The sequence below is a fragment of the Klebsiella sp. K5-306 genome (genome assembly GCF_051835185.1).
GTDB classification, from domain to species: Bacteria; Pseudomonadota; Gammaproteobacteria; order Enterobacterales; family Enterobacteriaceae; genus Klebsiella; species Klebsiella oxytoca.
Genome location: NZ_JAIFJY010000001.1, coordinates 521,163 through 538,617 on the forward strand (window position 1 = coordinate 521,163; position 17,455 = coordinate 538,617).

Here is a 17,455-nt window from a genome sequence, read left to right on the forward strand (position 1 = left end):
GCAGGCGCAAGTTGTGGAGGGTAGACGGAAAAATATAAATATATTTTCAGTGTTTATTTATAATGATAAACGATACATATTTTATATAAATGAGCGGCCCGCAAGGGCCGCAGAGAAAAGATTTAGCGCGGGGATACGGTAACCTGGCTGCCGCTGCCGGCGATAGCCACGCGTTGTCCGACGGAGAACGGCGTGCTGCCTTGTTTCTGCACCACCATGATGGTATTGCCATCATCTTTGCGAATTTCCAGCTCAACGCCCTGGGTTTTGTTCATTGCGCCCTGGACGCCCTGACCGGCTACGCCGCCCGCGACAGCGCCTGCTGCGGTTGCCAGAGAGCGACCCGTGCCGCCGCCGATGGTGTTACCCAGGAAACCACCGAGCACCGCGCCGCCAATGGCGCCGATAGCATTGCTTTCATCTCCGCCCTGAATCTGAACCGCGCGGGTATGCACAATGGTGCCGTAGGTCACACTTTGGACCTGTTTGGCTTCGGATGCGGAGTAAACATCGCCGGACAGGCCGCTGTTGCTGACGCAACCTGCAAGCGTAAAACCAATCATCGAGACAGCCAAAACACGTAAAATCATTTATGAATCTCCTGTTCACAAGAAGCGTTCTGTTGAACTTCCTTGTAGCCAATTATATGGCATTTAAGCGTCTGCTGGCATAGCAGATACCGTGACTATACAAAAAATAATAATCAGAGTCGTCTCAACCTAAACTAAACATAAGTTCTTTACGCTAAGTACCATCGCGCTGCTTGTATTGTTAAAAAGTATTATAGCAGCATAGCATTGCCCCCTCGTTTATGGTGGAGTGTGGGGATATACGAGAGTCATGGAATGAAGGAAAGCGTATGAAATCAGGCCGCTTTATCGGCGTCATGTCCGGCACCAGCCTTGATGGTGTGGATGTTGTGCTTGCAGCAATTAATGAAGATCTGGTCGCCCAGCAGGCCAGCCTGACGTATCCCATCCCCATTGCGATTAAAGAACAGATTCTGGCTATCTGTCAGGGGCAGCCGCTCACGCTTTCGCAGCTAGGGCGGCTGGATACGCGGCTGGGGCGGCTGTTTGCCGATGCGGTTCTGGCGCTAATGGCTCAGGAAAAGCTACAGGCAGCAGATATCATCGCCATCGGCTGCCATGGGCAAACGGTCTGGCATGAGCCAACGGGTGATGCGCCGCACACTATGCAGATAGGCGACAATAATCAGATTGCCGCGCGCACCGGCGTAACCGTGGTCGGAGACTTTCGCCGCCGCGATATGGCGCTCGGGGGGCAGGGGGCGCCGCTGGTTCCTGCTTTCCATCATGCGCTGCTGGCGCATCCGGTAGAGCGCCGCATGATTCTCAATATCGGCGGTATTGCCAATCTCTCTTTACTGGCGCCGGGGCAGCCGGTACGTGGATACGACACGGGGCCAGGCAACATGCTGATGGACGCGTGGGTCTGGCGCCAGTGCGGCAAACCCTATGATAAAGACGCGCAGTGGGCCAGCGAGGGGAAAATTGTGCTGCCGCTGCTGCAGGATATGCTCAGCGATCCCTGGTTTGCCCTGCCGGCGCCGAAGAGTACCGGGCGCGAATACTTTAACTACGGCTGGCTCACGCAGCATCTGGCGCGTTATCCGGGGCTTCGTGCCCAGGATGTTCAGGCGACCCTGGCCGAACTGACTGCCGTCAGCATCAGCGAACAGGTGCTGCTAAGCGGAGGCTGCGAGCGTCTACTGGTATGCGGCGGCGGTGCGCGTAACCCGCTACTGATGGCTCGTCTGGCGGCGCTGTTGCCGGGAACCGAAGTGTCGACGACCGATGAGGCGGGCATTAGCGGTGATGATATGGAAGCGCTGGCTTTCGCGTGGCTGGCGTGGCGTACCCTCGCCGGCTTACCCGGCAATCTCCCTTCCGTGACCGGCGCGTCGCAGGCAACCGTACTGGGCGCGATTTTCCCGGCCAATCCGCAACAAAATCAGAGTTAACTGAAATCACCCGCGCCGGTTTCTTCGTAAACTGGCCAACGTTGAGGGAGGGCGTTATGCCTTCCCGGACCGGGAAAGTCGAAGGCATACTGATGAAAAAAATACTTATTCTTGCTGTACCTTTTATGCTCGCAGGCTGTAGCTACTACAACCAGTTTGTTGAGCGGATGAACACGGATACCCTCGAGTACCAGTGCGAGCAAAAACCGTTAACCGTCCATCTCAATAATACTCGCCAGCAGGTCAGCTTCATTTACGACAACCAGCAGTTAAATTTACAGCAGGGTCTCTCCGCCTCCGGCGCGCGCTATACCGATGGCGTATACGTCTTCTGGTCTAAAGGCGATAGCGCCACCGTTTATAAACGCGACCGTATTGTGCTGGAAAACTGTCAGCTGCAAACCGCCAAACGTTGAGATTTCAGTCATGGGGGCGCACAATAACGCCACCCATTGATGACTTTCTCAATTGCCATGTCTGATAACGACGAATTGCAGCAAATTGCGCATCTGCGCCGTGAATATACCCGTGGTGGCCTGCGTCGCCACGACCTTCCTGCCGAACCCCTGGCATTATTTGAACGCTGGCTGCGGCAGGCCTGTGATGCGAAGCTCGCTGACCCGACGGCGATGGTTGTCGCGACCGTTGATGAAAACTCGCAGCCTTACCAGCGCATCGTGTTGCTCAAGCACTACGATGAGAAAGGCCTGGTGTTTTATACCAACCTCGGCAGCCGCAAAGCCCACCAGATTGAAAAAAATCCCCGCATCAGCCTGCTGTTTCCATGGCATATGCTGGAGCGCCAGGTCATGGTTATCGGTAAAGCGGAACGCCTGTCGACGCTGGAAGTAGTCAAATATTTCCACAGCCGCCCGCGCGACAGTCAGATTGGCGCCTGGGTATCGCAGCAGTCCAGCCGTATTTCGGCTCGCGGCATCCTCGAAAGTAAGTTCCTCGAGCTGAAGCAAAAGTTCCAGCAGGGCGAAGTTCCGCTGCCGAGCTTCTGGGGCGGATTCCGCGTCAGTATTGAACAGATGGAGTTCTGGCAGGGCGGAGAGCATCGTCTGCACGATCGTTTTCTCTATCAGCGTCAAAACAGCGGCTGGCAGATCGACCGACTGGCGCCATAAAGGACGCAAAAATGTTGTCTTAAGCGCTGGTGCATCGTGGCCTGGCGCTTTATTCTATACGCTTCATTTTTCAAGCTGCATCTTTATCCGCTGCGCCTGCCCGCTCTGTCGCTTACCTGTGTAAGTTCCCTGAGCTTTCATATGCTTGCCGCCGCGATGCAGCTTGAACAATTTTGCGTATACCCGTCATACTTCAAGTTGCATGTGCGTTGGCTGCGTTCACTCACCCGAATCACTTACTACAGTAAGCTCATCGGGATGAATCAGGGACATCCATGTCCCTGACCGAAGGTCATCTTCGGTTGTTCAAATTCGTTCCTGACGAATTTGTCGTTCACTTGCCGCCTTCCTGCAACTCGAATTATTTAGGGTATAGATGTTTTTTTTCGCGTCTGGCGAAAAGTCGTGTACCGGCAGAGGTGCAGTCGTTTATAGATGGAGAATTTGATGGCAAGCAGTAACTTGATTAAACAATTGCAGGAGCGGGGGCTGGTAGCCCAGGTGACGGACGAGGAAGCGTTAGCAGAGCGACTGGCGCAAGGCCCGATCGCGCTCTATTGCGGCTTCGACCCTACCGCCGACAGCTTGCACTTGGGGCATCTTGTTCCATTGTTATGCCTGAAACGCTTTCAGCAGGCGGGCCATAAGCCTGTTGCGCTGGTTGGCGGCGCGACGGGTCTCATTGGCGACCCGAGCTTTAAAGCCGCTGAGCGTAAACTGAACACTGAAGATACCGTGCAGGAGTGGGTAGATAAAATTCGCAAACAGGTCGCGCCTTTCCTCGACTTTGATTGCGGTGATAACTCTGCCATCGCCGCGAATAACTACGACTGGTTTGGCAGCATGAACGTGCTCACCTTCCTGCGTGATATCGGCAAGCACTTCTCCGTAAATCAGATGATCAACAAAGAAGCGGTGAAGCAGCGTCTTAATCGCGACGACCAGGGCATCTCTTTTACCGAGTTCTCCTACAACCTGCTGCAAGGCTACGACTTTGCTTGCCTGAACAAGCTGCACGGCGTAGCGCTGCAAATCGGCGGTTCTGACCAGTGGGGTAACATTACTTCCGGTATCGACCTGACCCGCCGTCTGCACCAGAATCAGGTCTTTGGCCTCACCGTTCCGCTGATCACCAAAGCCGACGGCACGAAATTCGGTAAAACCGAAGGCGGCGCAGTGTGGCTCGATCCGAAGAAAACCAGTCCGTATAAGTTCTACCAGTTCTGGATCAACACCGCGGATGCCGATGTTTATCGCTTCCTTAAGTTCTTCACCTTTATGGACATAGCTGAAATCAATGCCCTGGAGGAGGAAGACAAAAACAGCGGTAAAGCGCCGCGCGCCCAGTACGTGCTGGCCGAGCAGGTGACCCGTCTGGTGCACGGTGAAGAAGGTCTGGTGGCGGCAAAGCGCATTACCGAGAGCCTGTTCAACGGCAACCTGAGCGATTTGAGCGAAGCCGATTTCGAACAGCTGGCGCAGGATGGCGTGCCGATGATCGAAATGGATAAAGGCGCCGATCTGATGCAGGCGCTGGTGGATTCTGAACTGCAGCCGTCCCGCGGTCAGGCGCGTAAAACCATCGCATCCAATGCGGTGACCATCAACGGCGAAAAACAGTCCGACCCGGAATACGTATTTGTCGACGCCGACCGTCTCTTTGGTCGCTACACCTTACTGCGCCGCGGTAAGAAAAATTACTGTCTGGTCTGCTGGAAGTAATTGCGTAAAGGCAGGGGCGTGGGAAACCGCGCCCCTTATTTTTTGCTCTCAGGTAATTAAGATGAAGAACATCCTCGCCATCCAGTCCCACGTTGTGTTTGGCCATGCGGGCAACAGCGCCGCTGAATTTCCGATGCGCCGCCTTGGCGCCAACGTCTGGCCGCTTAATACCGTACAATTCTCCAATCATACCCAATACGGTAAATGGACCGGCTGCGTGATGCCGCCAGCGCATTTGACGGAGATTGTTCAGGGGATTGCCGATATTAACCAACTGCAGCGCTGTGACGCCGTGCTAAGCGGCTATCTGGGATCGGCTGAACAGGGCGAACATATTCTTGGCATCGTGCGTCAGGTTAAAGCCGCCAATCCGGCTGCGAAATATTTCTGCGACCCGGTAATGGGTCATCCGGAAAAGGGCTGCATCGTGGCGCCGGGCGTAGCGGAGTTTCACGTGCGCTACGCGCTGCCGGCAAGCGATATTATTGCGCCAAATCTGATTGAGCTGGAGATCCTCTGCGGGCATCCGGTGGCAAACGTTAACGAGGCGGTTTTGGCCGCGCGCGAGCTGATTGCTCAGGGGCCGGAGGTGGTGCTGGTGAAGCATCTCTCGCGTGCCGGACTGAGTATGGATCGTTTTGAGATGCTGCTGGTTACCGCGCAGGAAGCCTGGCATATCAGCCGTCCGCTGGTGGATTTTGGCATGCGCCAGCCGGTAGGCGTCGGTGACGTTACCAGCGGGCTGCTGCTGGTCAAACTGCTGCAGGGCGCCACTCTGCGCGATGCGCTGGAGCACGTGACCGCCGCGGTTTATGAAATCATGCTGGCGACTAAAAACATGCAGGAATATGAGCTTCAGGTTGTGGCGGCTCAGGATCGTATTGCGCAGCCGGAGCACTACTTTAGCGCCACCCAGCTTTAAGGCGGGTATGAACTTGCCCGACATGTCGGGCAAGCATCGGTTTTACTTCAGCCCTTCAGCCTCAAGAGCAGCGGCTACGGCCGGGCGCGCGGCAACGTGTTTCATCCAGGCCGCGATATTGCTATAACCTTCCATATTCAGCTTCACGGCGTAGGCCCAGCGCAGTACGGTGAACAGGTAGCCATCCGCAATGGTGAAACGATGCCCGTTAATCCACTCTTTATCCTGCAGACATTCGTTCACGTACTGCATTTTCTTATCCAGCTGCGCGCGGGCGATAGGTTTGAAATCTTCCGGCGTATCCGGGCGAAACAGCGGTGTAAAGCCTTTATGCAGTTCCGTCGCCACGTAGTTTAGCCACTCCAGGGTCTGGTAGCGGGCGATGCTTCCTACCGGCGCCAGCAGCTGGCGGTCCGGTACGCGATCGGCGATATACTGCATAATGGCCACGCCTTCCGTCAGCAGCACGTCATCGTCCAGCAGCAGCGCCGGTACCTGACCCTTGGGGTTAACCAGCAAATAATCCTCCCCGTTTTCAAGGCGTTTTTTCATCACGTCAACGCCCTGCAGGGTAAAGTCCAGCCCGCTTTCGCGTAGCGCGATATGCGAGGCTAGAGAACAAGCGCCGGATTTATAGAACAGTTTCATCGGTGACTCCTCGTGGCTGCGGTTTTCTGTATGTTAGTCCGCCCAGGGGCAAAAAAAAACCGCTAACAGAGCGTTAGCGGTTTAATTTATCGGTTTTCCCAGGGAGCTTAAGCCGTGGCGGTATCGCTGGCTTTTGCCGTTTTATCATCGTCCTGGGTCATGCGGTTCAGCTTCGGCGCCGTCAGCAGCATCAGGATAGCGATAACGCCAGTTGCGACACCGATATGCAGGAACACGCGGCCGTAAACTTCCAGCGACATCAGCGGGTCAGTGACGTTGTCCGGTACTGCCATCATGTTCGCAACGTAGCCGCCGATCAGGTTAGCGCCAGCGGTTGTCAGGAACCAGCTGCCCATGATGAAGCCCATCAGGCGCTGCGGAACCAACTGCGCAACCATCGCCAGGCCCAGGCCGGAGATCATCAGTTCACCGATACTCTGCAGACCGTAGCTAATCACCAGCCAGCTGACGTTGACGATACCCGCATCGCTGGCGAACTTCGCGCCCAGCGGCAGCACGAGGAAGGCGCCGGAGCACAGGACCATACCAATAGCGAACTTCATCGGCATTGGCAGGGTGTCGCCCATCTTGTTGTAAATGGCGGCAAGAATCGGGCTACCGATAATGATCCAGAACGGGTTCAGCGCCTGATACTGTTCAGGTTCAAAAGCGATACCCAGCAGAGAGTGTTCAACGTTGCGAATAGCAAAGAAGTTGAGGGAGGTCGGCATCTGGCTATACAGCACAAAGAAGATGATCGCCTGCAGCATCAGAATAAACGCAACGATCATTTTGCGACGCGGCGCGCCGTGCATCGCAAAGGCCTCTTTAGCAAAGATAACGATGATGCCCAGAGCAACCACGCCCAGCGCCATACGTGCAATGCCCTGGTTGTGCAGCAGCCAGGTTGCAATCGCGACCAGAACGACCACGCCAACGATAGTGGCCAGCAGTTTGCCCACGTGCACCGGTGCGAAGTCAGGTTTGGAACCGTACTGCTTAACCCAGCGCTGGCAGAAAGCGAAGTTGACGATGGTGATCACCAGGCCTACAAAGCTCAGAGCGAAAGCGACGCTCCAGCCGAATTTTGCCGCCAGCCACGGTGTCGCCAGCATAGAGAAGAAGGAGCCGATATTGACGGACATATAGTACATGGTAAATGCACCGTCCAGACGCGGATCGTTCTTTTCATAGCAGGTCGAGAGCAGGGAAGAGGGGTTAGCCTTGAACAGGCCATTACCCACGGCAATCGTTGCCATCCCCATATACACGATGCCCGCATCGTGTCCGGACCACGCGACCAGGCCGTAGCCGATAGCCAGAACGATGGCGCCGAGCATAATGACGCGCTTGGTGCCGAGCACCTTGTCGCCCAGCCAGCCGCCAATCGCCACCAGACCGTATACCAGGGCGCTAAAGGAGGAGAACAGAGTGATAGAATCCGCTTCTGACATACCCAGCTGTTTAACCAGGTAAACGGCCATAATCCCTTGCAGGCCGTAGAAACCAAAACGTTCCCATAGCTCAATAGAGAAGATGAGATAGAACGATCGTGGTTGTTTGAAAGCGTTTAAACTCACGCTCTCCGTTGGTTTATTGTTTGCAGTAGACACAAATACCTCTTTTTTTACATCCCATATTAACGGGGGGTGCTCGGGGCGCAATCTTCGCAGACCGCCGCCTTTATAGTTATTCTGGAGGGAAAACGGCAGGTAATGTTCACTATCCTGTGCCATCAGGCAATAGCTTTGCAATAATCTGTTACACATATCCTGAGCGTTATAATACACCGGACATATAAATGTTATGCAGAGTTAAATTTCAGCGTTTCGTTAATGGCAGCGTTTTTATCTGTCAGAATCGGAAAGTTTTCGCATAAAGGCCATATGTTCTGCTGTTTGCGCTTGCATCCAGTGATATAGCCCAAAATCCTAAAAAATGATGGGTTATTGTGTTGGTATTTAAGTTGGAGGTATTTAAATCAGCAGGTTTTCGTATTAATAAGTTAACAACAAAGCAACAAGAAATTGACTCAGTGATCTGGATCACAAATGTATAGAAATTTTGCCTCTGAAAAAAATGAATAAGCTGATCGATGGTTATATAGCGGAATAATAAGCCATAAGAAGGCTAAATGGATGGCGTGAACATCGGAAAAATGGGGTATGCACCAGAGCCATGACTTATGAAGGGTTATGGCTCTGGTAGGGTCAGGAGTAGACCTTCTCTTTAAACTCGCAAAGATCTTCAATCAGGCAGGAACCGCAGCGCGGTTTACGGGCGATACAGGTATAACGGCCGTGCAGAATCAACCAGTGATGGCAGTCCACTTTGAATTCCGCCGGAACCACCTTTAACAGCTTCTCTTCCACCTGTTCAACGTTTTTACCAGGCGCAAATTGTGTCCGGTTGCAAACGCGGAAAATGTGCGTATCGACAGCGATTGTCGGCCAGCCGAAGGCGGTGTTCAACACGACGTTAGCGGTTTTGCGCCCGACGCCGGGAAGCGCCTCAAGCGCGGCTCTGTCTTCCGGTACTTCGCCGTTATGCTGCTCAAGCAGGATCCGGCAGGTCTTAATGACGTTTTCTGCTTTACTGTTGAACAGGCCGATGGTCTTAATGTACGACTTAACGCCCTCTACGCCCAGCGCCAGCATCGCCGCCGGCGTGTTGGCGACCGGGTAGAGTTTCGCCGTAGCTTTATTGACGCTAACGTCGGTAGCCTGCGCCGAGAGCAGCACGGCGATCAATAATTCAAACGGCGAGTTAAAATTCAGCTCCGTAGTGGGGTGCGGGTCGTTATCCCTGAGCCTGGTGAGGATCTCCAGGCGTTTACTCTTGTTCATCCTATGCTTTTCCCGTCACATCAGAGGGCGCAACGATCCCGGCCTGCGCCGCTTTGGCTTTGCGCTGTTTGCTACGTTCATCAATGAGGTATTTTACCGCCAACATCATGCCGAGGCCAATAAATGCGCCCGGCGGCAGCATTGCCAGCAGGAACGGCGTATCGGTATGAAATACTTCTATACGCAGAACCTTTGCCCAGCTGCCGAGCAGGCTATCGGCACCATCAAACAGGGTACCGTTGCCGAGAATTTCCCGCATCGAGCCGAGGACAAACATCGCGCAGGTCGCCCCCATGCCGATGGAAAAACCATCCAGCGCCGATAGCGCCGGGCCTTTTTTCGCGGCAAAGGCCTCAGCGCGCCCGACCACAATGCAGTTGGTGACGATAAGCGGGATAAAAATCCCCAGAGACTGATAAAGGCCGAACGCATAAGCGTTGATCAGCATCTGGACGACGCTCACCACCGAAGCGATGATCATAACGTAAATCGGAATACGGATTTCCGCCGGCGTCCAGCGACGCAGGCTGGAAATGGTCAGGTTAGTCAGGGTAAGAACCAGCGTCGTCGCCAGCCCAAGCCCAAGAGCGTTGGTGGCGGTAGAGGTGACGGCGAGCAGAGGACACATCCCCAGCAGCTGAACCAGCGCGGAGTTGTTTTTCCACAGCCCCTGAACAATAACGTCTTTTACTTCGCTCATGGTCTAGTCTCCACAGGGAGTGAAAGCAGAAATCTGCGCGGGCAGAGTTTGCGCATACAGGCCCGCACGCTTGACGGCATTGACCACCGCGCGCGGAGTAATGGTAGCCCCGGTAAACTGATCGAAATCGCCGCCATCTTTTTTCACGGCCCAGTGGCTATCGTTTTGCCCATGAATCACTTTATCGGCAAAGAGGGTGATCCAGTCAGAAATTCTAAGCTCGATCTTATCGCCCAGGCCCGGCGTCTCATGATGCTCGGTGACGCGGGTACCCAGCACGGTACCTTTAAAGTCGGCGGCAACCAGTAGCTGAATGGCTCCTGAATAGCCGTCCGGCGCGGTAGCTTCCATCACCGCTGCAACCGCTTTATCGCCATTCTGAGCAATCCAGACCTTATGCTCGCCTTTTCCCAGCTCCGGCGCGGTTACCCGATAACAGCTTTTCAGCAAGTCGTTGTTATATAAATTGGCCGGCATAACCTGGTCGAATAAGGCTTTTTGCTGCTGGGCGGCCTGGTCTTCAATGGTGCTTTTAGTCAGTTCGTTAATGGCGGCCGTCAGCCCGGTCGAACCCGCAGCAAAGAGGGCCAGCGTGATGCCGTGTTTACGCATGCTTTGTAACATGTTCGGGTCCTCAGCGGTGGCCGTACGCGCGCGGGCGCGTGTAGTAATCGATCAAGGGAACGGTAATATTGGCCAGCAGAACGGCAAAGGCGACGCCATCCGGGTAGCCGCCAAAGCTGCGAATTAGCCACACCAGTAACCCCGCCAGCGCGCCGAAGATCAGGCGACCGCGATTGGTGGTGGAAGCGGTCACCGGGTCCGTCAGGATAAAGAAGGCGCCCAGCATGGTGGCGCCGGAGAGCAGATGAATTTGCGGTGAGGCGAGGCTTTCTGGTGAGAATAGCCATCCCAGGGTGGCGCAAACGGCAAGGCTCAGCAGGAAGCTCAGCGGAATATGCCAGCGAATGGCTTTTTGCCATAGCAGGAACAGACCGCCCGCCAGATAAGCCACGTTAACCCACTGCCAGCCGAGACCGGCCAGTGCGCCGCCGTAGACAGGATACTGGAGGATCTCTTGCACCGCATGACCGGCATGGAGCGAGGTTTTGAAGGTATCCAGCGGCGTTGCCTGACTGATGCCGTCAATGCCGATTCGCAGGCTGTTCATGTCCCCGCCGGTAGCCGTATGACCAGTGAAAATCATCCTCAGCGCGTCGCTAAAACCGGATACATTGGCGGCTATCTCATGGGGCGGGAGCCAGGAGGTCATCTGCACCGGGAAAGAGATCAGCAGCACCACGTAGCCAATCATTGCCGGGTTAAAAGGATTGTGACCCAGTCCACCGTACAGCTGTTTGGCGATAATCACCGCAAACGCAGTGCCCAGCACGACCATCCACCACGGCGCAAAAGGCGGAATACTGATCGCCAGCAGCAGGCCGGTCAGCAGCGCTGAGTTATCGGCAAGAATCGCCGGGATATTTTGTTTGCGCAGTTTAAGAATGGCCGCTTCGGCTCCCCACGCCGTGGCGGCGGCGAGGATAATTTGCAGTACGGTACCCCAGCCGAAAAACCAGGTCTGAACCACAATACCGGGTATGGCGGCGAGCAGCACCAGCAGCATAATCCGCGAAGTCTGGCGCTGATTGTGAGTGTAGGGGGAACTTGCGATTCTGAAAACCATTTAATCCTCGTTAACTGCCTGCCGGGACGCTTTCCGGGCCTGAACGCGGGCGATTGCTTCAGCGACTGCCGCTTTGCGGCCGTCATCATTGGCTGCCGACGGGGGAACTGCTTGTTGCTGTTGTTCTGCTTTACGCGCTTTGGCCCGGGCAATCGCGGCCTCGACGGCGGCCTTGCGCGGGTCAACGGTAGCAGGCTGTTCTGCGGGGGGGGCTGGTTCAGCCGGGGCTGCCTGCTGGCCCGCTTTGCGCGCTTTGGCCCGGGCAATCGCGGCCTCGACGGCGGCCTTGCGTGGGTCAACGGTAGCAGGCTGTTCTGCGGCGGGGGCAGGTTCAGCCGGGGCCGCCTGCTGGCCCGCTTTGCGCGCTTTGGCGCGGGCGATCGCGGCCTCGACGGCGGCCTTGCGTGGGTCAACGGTAGCAGGCTGTTCTGCGGCGGGGGCAGGTTCAGCCGGGGCTGCCTGCAGGCCCGCTTTGCGCGCTTTGGCGCGGGCGATCGCGGCCTCGACGGCGGCCTTGCGCGGGTCAACGGTAGCAGGTTGCTCTGCGTCCGGGGCAGGTTCAGCCGGGACTACCAGCTGCTCAGCCCTGCGCGCCCGCGCCTCGGCCTTACGGGCTTCGCGAGCGGCGATGGCTTCGCTGTTATCCGGTTTCTCGCCGGAGAGCACGATAATCGGCTGTGCCGCGTTGCGCTGCTTTTCACGTACGCGGGCAAGGGCGGCGTTAATCGCATCCTGATCTTTCGCTGCTGGCTGTACGGCTGCCTGCTTATGACGTTCCAGCCTTGCGGCTTTATCCCGTTCCAGGCGAGCCTGACGCGCCTCAAAGCGGACTTTCGCTTCCGCTGCGCGTTTCTCTTCTTGCGCAATGGCGTATATCTCGGCTTTCTCCTGGCGGAAGTACTGCACCAGCGGGATATTGCTTGGACAAACCCAGGCGCAGGCGCCGCACTCGATACAATCGGCGAGGTTATGGCTGGTGGCTTTGTCGTGCTGCTGCCCTTTGCTGAACCAGTATAACTGCTGCGGCAGAAGATCGGCCGGGCAGGCGTCCGCGCAGGCGCTACAGCGGATACAGCCTTTTTCCTCTTCCGGTTCGCCCATTTCGCTCGCCGAAGGCGCCAGCAGACAGTTGGTGATTTTGACCACCGGCACGTCGAGCCAGGGCAAGGTGAAGCCCATCAGCGGGCCGCCCATAATCACCATCGGATCGGCGCCTGGGCAGAAACCGGCATCTTTTAGCAGATGGCTGACCGGCGTACCCAGGCGCGCCCAGACGTTGCCCGGACGCGTGACCGCTTCGCCGGTTAAGGTGACTACGCGCTCCGTCAGCGGCTCGCCGTCTATCACCGCACGTTTCACCGCATAGGCGGTGCCGACGTTTTGCATCAATACGCCGATATCAGAGGAGCGCCCACCGTGGGGCACCTGTTTACCGGTGAGGATTTGCGTCAGCTGTTTTGCACCGCCTGAGGGGTATTTCGTCGGGATTACGCGCAGCGAAATACCGTGCGTGTCGGCGAGTACCGCGCGGAGCATCGAAATCGCCTGCGGTTTATTATCCTCGATGCCGATCAGCACCTGTGCAGGTTGCAGAATATGGGCAAGGATGCGAATTCCCTCAACGATTTGCGCCGCGCAATCCTGCATCAGGCGATCGTCAGCGGTGATATAGGGCTCACACTCCGCCGCGTTGATGATTAATGTTTCGATTCTGTCGCCGCCCCCGCGCAGCTTAGTGCCGGTGGGGAAACCGGCGCCGCCAAGCCCGGCTACGCCAAACTGGTGAATGCGCTCAATCAGCTCTTCGCGGGATTTATTCTGGTAATCGTTCCAGCCATCGCGCTCAATCCAGCGGTCTTCGCCATCGGCATCAATAATGACGCTCATTTCCGCCAGCGCGGAAGGGTGGGCGGTCGAGTGGGGGGCAATCGCCGCCACGATGCCGGACGTTGGCGCGTGCACCGGCAGCATTCTGCCCCAGCCACGGGTTAGCGGCTGGCCGCGCAGGACGCGATCGCCCGGCTGGACGCAGAGCTCACCTTCCGCGCCGATGTGTTGTTTCAGCGGGATGACAAAACGCTGCGGCAGGGAAACCTGACGCAGCGGGGTACCGTTAGACTGGGTTTTCATTTCCGGCGGATGAATGCCGCCGTTGAAGTCCCAGACTTTGTCTTTGCGAAATGCGGAAAATAACTTAAACATGTTGTTCCACGGGAATAATGCGTACCGGGATGGTTTGAAGATCCCATTTCCAGGTTTCTGTCGTCGCCGCCACCGGGCGCAGTTCAATACATTGCGTCGGACAAGGCGCGACGCAAAGATTACAGCCGGTGCAGAGGTCGCTCATCACCGTATGCATCGCACGGGTGGCGCCGACGATGGCATCCACAGGACAGGCCTGAATGCATTTTGTGCAGCCGATGCAGTTCGCTTCGTCGATCACCGCCAGCATTCGCGCAGGTACGGCTTCTTGCGCATCGCCGTCCGTAGGCTGCGGGTCGACGTTCAACAGTTCAGCGATTTTGAGCATCACCGCTTCGCCGCCGGGCGCGCAGCAGTTAATTTTCTCACCCTGAGTGCCTACGGCTTCCGCGTAGGGACGACAGCCGGGGTAACCGCACTGACCGCACTGGCTCTGCGGTAGCAGGGCGTCAATTTTTTCTACCACCGGGTCATCTTCCACCTCAAAACGGCGCGAAGCGTACCCCAGAATTAAGCCGAAAATCAGCCCCAGCAGGCTAATGGCAACCACGGCTATCCAGACAGCATTCATTACAACTTCACCAAACCACTAAAGCCCATAAAGGCGAGGGACATTAAACCGGCAGTGACCAGCGCAATGGCATTACCGCGAAACGGCGCCGGCACATCGGCAACCACCAGACGCTCGCGGATGGAGGCGAAAAGCACCATCACCAGCGAAAAGCCGACGGCGGCAGCAAAGCCGTACAGCGCAGACTGCAGGAAATTATGCCCGAGGTTAATGTTGAGCAGCGCAACGCCGAGCACCGCGCAGTTGGTGGTGATCAGCGGCAGGAAGATGCCCAACAGGCGATACAACGCCGGACTGGTTTTACGCACCACCATTTCGGTAAATTGCACCACTACGGCGATAACCAGGATAAAGGCCAGGGTCCGTAAATAGACCAGGTCCAGCGGAATAAGGATCCAGGTATCAATCAGCCAGGCGCAAATTGAGGCCAGCGTCATCACAAAGGTGGTGGCGAGCCCCATTCCCATAGCGGCTTCCAGCTTTTTGGAAACCCCCATAAACGGGCACAGTCCCAGAAACTTCACCAGCACGAAGTTGTTAACAAGAACGGTGCCAACAAAGAGCAGTAAATAATCAGCCATTATTCGACCTGAAATAGAAAAAGCCGTCTATTATCGAATAAATCGATACCGGCGACAACAGGTTAACTGTGTGGTTATTACGGATTCACAAAGGTCCGCTTAACCCGTTCAGAACGCTTGAAATAGGGAGCCAGCAGCGCCGCAGCGAGAAGGGGAAACAGCAGCTGGCGCAGCGCCAGAGCGTCTGATATTGGGGAAAAGGCAAATGCTTTTACCGCCAGCAGAAGCGTAATCAGCAGCCAGATAATGTAATGCTTTGGCACCCCTTTCCGCCGCTTGAAAAAGGCAATGGTCAACCACAGCGTGTAGTACCACATGGCGATCGCGAAGGCCAGCGAAGCAATCCACAAGGCGAGATGTTCAGTACTCATATTGCGCAGCAGGGTATAAGTCTGGGAAGACATCAGAGCATCAGCAAAAAACAGCAGCGACAATGAGGCGCTAAGCAGGGCCACCAGGAGCCATGCCAGCGGCGCCAGAAGCCATCCGCCAATACGTTCCACAGAGTCAGAGGACATTATTACTCCCGAATTTAACGCCAGTTATCAATAAAAGCAGGGCCGGAAGTATAAGCAACTGGCGTGAATGATGACAGTCTTTATTGCACGTAGCGCCAGACGGACTTGGGCACCTCGCCAATGTTGAACAATTTGCCGCCAGAAACCAGCTCCGCCCGACGATGGTCTGCGGCGCGATACATGTTGACGATCTCTTCGTTATCGGTCAGGGAATAGTTAAGGTGATCAAAAAGTTTTTCCAGACTTTCCAGCGTGCTGATTTTACGAAATTTTAATAAGTAGTCCTGAACGGTCATTTGCGTATCCATTTTATAATCAGAATAATTTAAGTTGAATATACCCATTCTGTGTAAACCTGTTCTCAACCGGCCGTTCCTTTTTTTCAGTAAACTGTATGGAATTATTTCGGTTGTAAATACCCGGAACAAGAACAGATGATGTTTCTGGCCTGGTAAAAAGGAATTTAAGAGTATTCCAGAACTGAATCAGGCGCCGGATGGCGCCTGGGAGAGAAGATTAACGCTGTTCGCCTCGGCTGGCAATAACGTTTTGGTACCAGAAAAAGCTCTTTTTACGTTTACGCGCCAGATTGTTCTGATGATCGACATAAACAAAGCCGTACTGTTTTTTATAACCGTTGAGCCAGCTTAATAGATCAATAAAGGACCAGGGATAATAGCCGCGCACGTCAGCGCCCAGTTCCAGCGCTTTTTCCAGCGCAGTTATGTGGCTACTCAGATAGTCAATACGCGGGTCGTCGACGATTTCGCCATCGATGATCGGGTCAATGGCCCCGAGTCCGTTTTCGGTGATGTAAATCGGTATGTCACCGTAGCGCGCTTTAATCATCATGATCCCGTCGGTTAACCCCTGAGGCCAAATTTCCCAGCCCCATTCGGTATAGGTACTTTGCGGGTTGCGTACAAAATAGAACAGCCCGTCGACGCCGGGTTCGCCGCCGGTCGGAACCTCCGGGGGCTGCGCTGAGACGGTTTCGCGGCGGTAGTAGTTCAGGCCGATAAAATCACAGCGGTTTTCACGCAGCAGCGCATCGTCGCCTGCGGCAAAAGCCGGAACGCCCCACAGCGCCTGGGTTTGTTGCAGGAGCTCTTCAGGGTATTGACCTTTTAGCACCGGATCGTAAAGCCAGTGGGTGTGAATAGCATCCGCCATCGCCGTCGCGCGCATATCCTCCTCGCTGTTGGTTAAAGGGGTATGCGGCTGCAGTACGTTGACAAAACCTATCTGCCCCTCGACTGCCATTTCACGAAACGCTTTCACGGCCAGCGCATGGGCGATAAAGACGTGGTGGCAGGCCTGAATCGCGCGCGCAGGGTCGCGCACCGCTGGCGGGTGGATGCCGTTAATATAGCCATGCCCGATAAAGACGATAGTTTCGTTGAAGGTCGCCCACAATTTGACCCGCGAGCCGAAGCGCTGATAGCAGAGGCGGGCGTACTCAGCGAACGCTTCCGCCGTACTGCGCGCTTCCCAGCCGCCTTCCTCCTGCAACGCCTGCGGAAGATCCCAGTGATACAGGGTGATCATCGGTTCAATATTATGCGCCAGCAGCTCATCAATCAGATCGCTGTAGAACTGAACCCCAGCCTCGTTAACCTCGCCGCGGCCTTCGGGCAGCAGACGCGGCCATGAAATTGAGAAGCGATAGCTTTGCAGACCCATTTCCGCCATCAGCGCAACATCTTCGCGAAAGCGATGGTAATGGTCTACGGCGATATCGCCGGTGGTGCCCTGAAAAGTGGTGCCTGGGAGATGGGAGTAGATATCCCAGATAGAAGGGCCTTTGCCGTCGGCATCGTGTCCGCCCTCAACCTGCCAGGCTGCGGTAGCGGCTCCCCATAAAAAATGCTGCGGAAATCCGGACATGAAGAAACTCCTTATCGATTGATAAGGAGAGTGTAATAAAACCCTGTACCGCTATGC

Annotated in this window: 18 protein-coding genes; 5 read left to right on the top strand and 13 right to left on the bottom strand. The window is 55.6% G+C overall.

The genetic code is table 11. The features are described from left to right. Window positions 1–122 precede the first annotated feature (122 nt). Window positions 123–590 carry an outer membrane lipoprotein SlyB gene (gene slyB, locus K2184_RS02500; RefSeq protein ID WP_004102663.1) on the bottom strand — a complete coding sequence of 156 codons (468 nt, stop codon included), beginning with the start codon at window positions 588–590 and terminating at the stop codon, window positions 123–125. Window positions 591–859: 269 nt separating this feature from the next. Here slyB and anmK point away from each other — a divergent pair, with 269 nt between their 5' ends. From anmK to pdxY, 5 genes are all read left to right on the top strand, one after another. Beyond that, complete coding sequence (gene anmK, locus K2184_RS02505) at window positions 860–1,984, top strand: anhydro-N-acetylmuramic acid kinase (protein WP_004102661.1); 1,125 nt, start codon at window positions 860–862, stop codon at window positions 1,982–1,984. Window positions 1,985–2,076: 92 nt separating this feature from the next. Continuing rightward, entirely contained in the window at window positions 2,077–2,400 is a 324-nt protein-coding gene (gene mliC / locus K2184_RS02510; RefSeq protein ID WP_024274269.1) for a C-type lysozyme inhibitor, read from the top strand. 57 nt (window positions 2,401–2,457) lie between these two features. Beyond that, window positions 2,458–3,114, top strand: coding sequence for a pyridoxamine 5'-phosphate oxidase (gene pdxH, locus K2184_RS02515; RefSeq protein WP_024274268.1), 657 nt, complete (start codon window positions 2,458–2,460; stop codon window positions 3,112–3,114). Window positions 3,115–3,561: 447 nt separating this feature from the next. After that, entirely contained in the window at window positions 3,562–4,836 is a 1,275-nt protein-coding gene (gene tyrS / locus K2184_RS02520; RefSeq protein WP_004102653.1) for a tyrosine--tRNA ligase, read from the top strand. A 61-nt stretch (window positions 4,837–4,897) separates the two neighbouring features. Continuing rightward, the gene (gene pdxY, locus K2184_RS02525; protein WP_004102651.1) at window positions 4,898–5,758 is read left to right on the top strand and encodes a pyridoxal kinase PdxY; all 861 of its coding nucleotides are present in this window, start codon (window positions 4,898–4,900) and stop codon (window positions 5,756–5,758) included. Between the two features lie 42 nt (window positions 5,759–5,800). Here pdxY and gstA read toward each other — a convergent pair whose 3' ends face one another. From gstA to K2184_RS02585, 12 genes are all read right to left on the bottom strand, one after another. Next, window positions 5,801–6,406 carry a glutathione transferase GstA gene (gene gstA / locus K2184_RS02530; protein WP_023321116.1) on the bottom strand — a complete coding sequence of 202 codons (606 nt, stop codon included), beginning with the start codon at window positions 6,404–6,406 and terminating at the stop codon, window positions 5,801–5,803. Window positions 6,407–6,513: 107 nt separating this feature from the next. Next, window positions 6,514–8,019 carry a dipeptide/tripeptide permease DtpA gene (gene dtpA / locus K2184_RS02535; RefSeq protein ID WP_024274267.1) on the bottom strand — a complete coding sequence of 502 codons (1,506 nt, stop codon included), beginning with the start codon at window positions 8,017–8,019 and terminating at the stop codon, window positions 6,514–6,516. Window positions 8,020–8,616: 597 nt separating this feature from the next. Further along, window positions 8,617–9,252: an endonuclease III gene (gene nth, locus K2184_RS02540; protein ID WP_004102645.1), complete on the bottom strand. Its 636-nt coding sequence runs from the start codon at window positions 9,250–9,252 to the stop codon at window positions 8,617–8,619. A gap of 1 nt (window position 9,253) precedes the next feature. Continuing rightward, entirely contained in the window at window positions 9,254–9,952 is a 699-nt protein-coding gene (locus K2184_RS02545; protein ID WP_004113426.1) for an electron transport complex subunit E, read from the bottom strand. Window positions 9,953–9,955: 3 nt separating this feature from the next. Beyond that, window positions 9,956–10,576 (bottom strand): electron transport complex subunit RsxG, encoded by a 621-nt coding sequence (rsxG, locus tag K2184_RS02550; protein WP_004102641.1) that lies wholly within the window; start codon window positions 10,574–10,576, stop codon window positions 9,956–9,958. Between the two features lie 10 nt (window positions 10,577–10,586). After that, entirely contained in the window at window positions 10,587–11,639 is a 1,053-nt protein-coding gene (rsxD, locus tag K2184_RS02555; RefSeq protein WP_163525475.1) for an electron transport complex subunit RsxD, read from the bottom strand. Further along, the gene (gene rsxC, locus K2184_RS02560; RefSeq protein WP_224261033.1) at window positions 11,640–13,841 is read right to left on the bottom strand and encodes an electron transport complex subunit RsxC; all 2,202 of its coding nucleotides are present in this window, start codon (window positions 13,839–13,841) and stop codon (window positions 11,640–11,642) included. It lies immediately after the preceding gene. Continuing rightward, window positions 13,834–14,412, bottom strand: coding sequence for an electron transport complex subunit RsxB (rsxB, locus tag K2184_RS02565; RefSeq protein ID WP_004102635.1), 579 nt, complete (start codon window positions 14,410–14,412; stop codon window positions 13,834–13,836). Before rsxB ends, rsxC begins: the two co-directional genes overlap by 8 nt. Then, window positions 14,412–14,993, bottom strand: a complete 582-nt coding sequence (gene rsxA, locus K2184_RS02570) for an electron transport complex subunit RsxA (RefSeq protein ID WP_004102633.1) — start codon at window positions 14,991–14,993, stop codon at window positions 14,412–14,414. The genes rsxB and rsxA overlap by 1 nt, the downstream gene beginning before the upstream one ends. Window positions 14,994–15,070: 77 nt before the next feature. Then, window positions 15,071–15,511 carry a DUF2569 domain-containing protein gene (locus K2184_RS02575; RefSeq protein WP_004102630.1) on the bottom strand — a complete coding sequence of 147 codons (441 nt, stop codon included), beginning with the start codon at window positions 15,509–15,511 and terminating at the stop codon, window positions 15,071–15,073. Between the two features lie 80 nt (window positions 15,512–15,591). Further along, window positions 15,592–15,807 (bottom strand): transcription modulator YdgT, encoded by a 216-nt coding sequence (ydgT, locus tag K2184_RS02580; RefSeq protein ID WP_004102628.1) that lies wholly within the window; start codon window positions 15,805–15,807, stop codon window positions 15,592–15,594. 220 nt (window positions 15,808–16,027) lie between these two features. Then, window positions 16,028–17,398 (bottom strand): GH1 family beta-glucosidase, encoded by a 1,371-nt coding sequence (locus K2184_RS02585; protein WP_017145751.1) that lies wholly within the window; start codon window positions 17,396–17,398, stop codon window positions 16,028–16,030. Window positions 17,399–17,455: the final 57 nt, after the last annotated feature.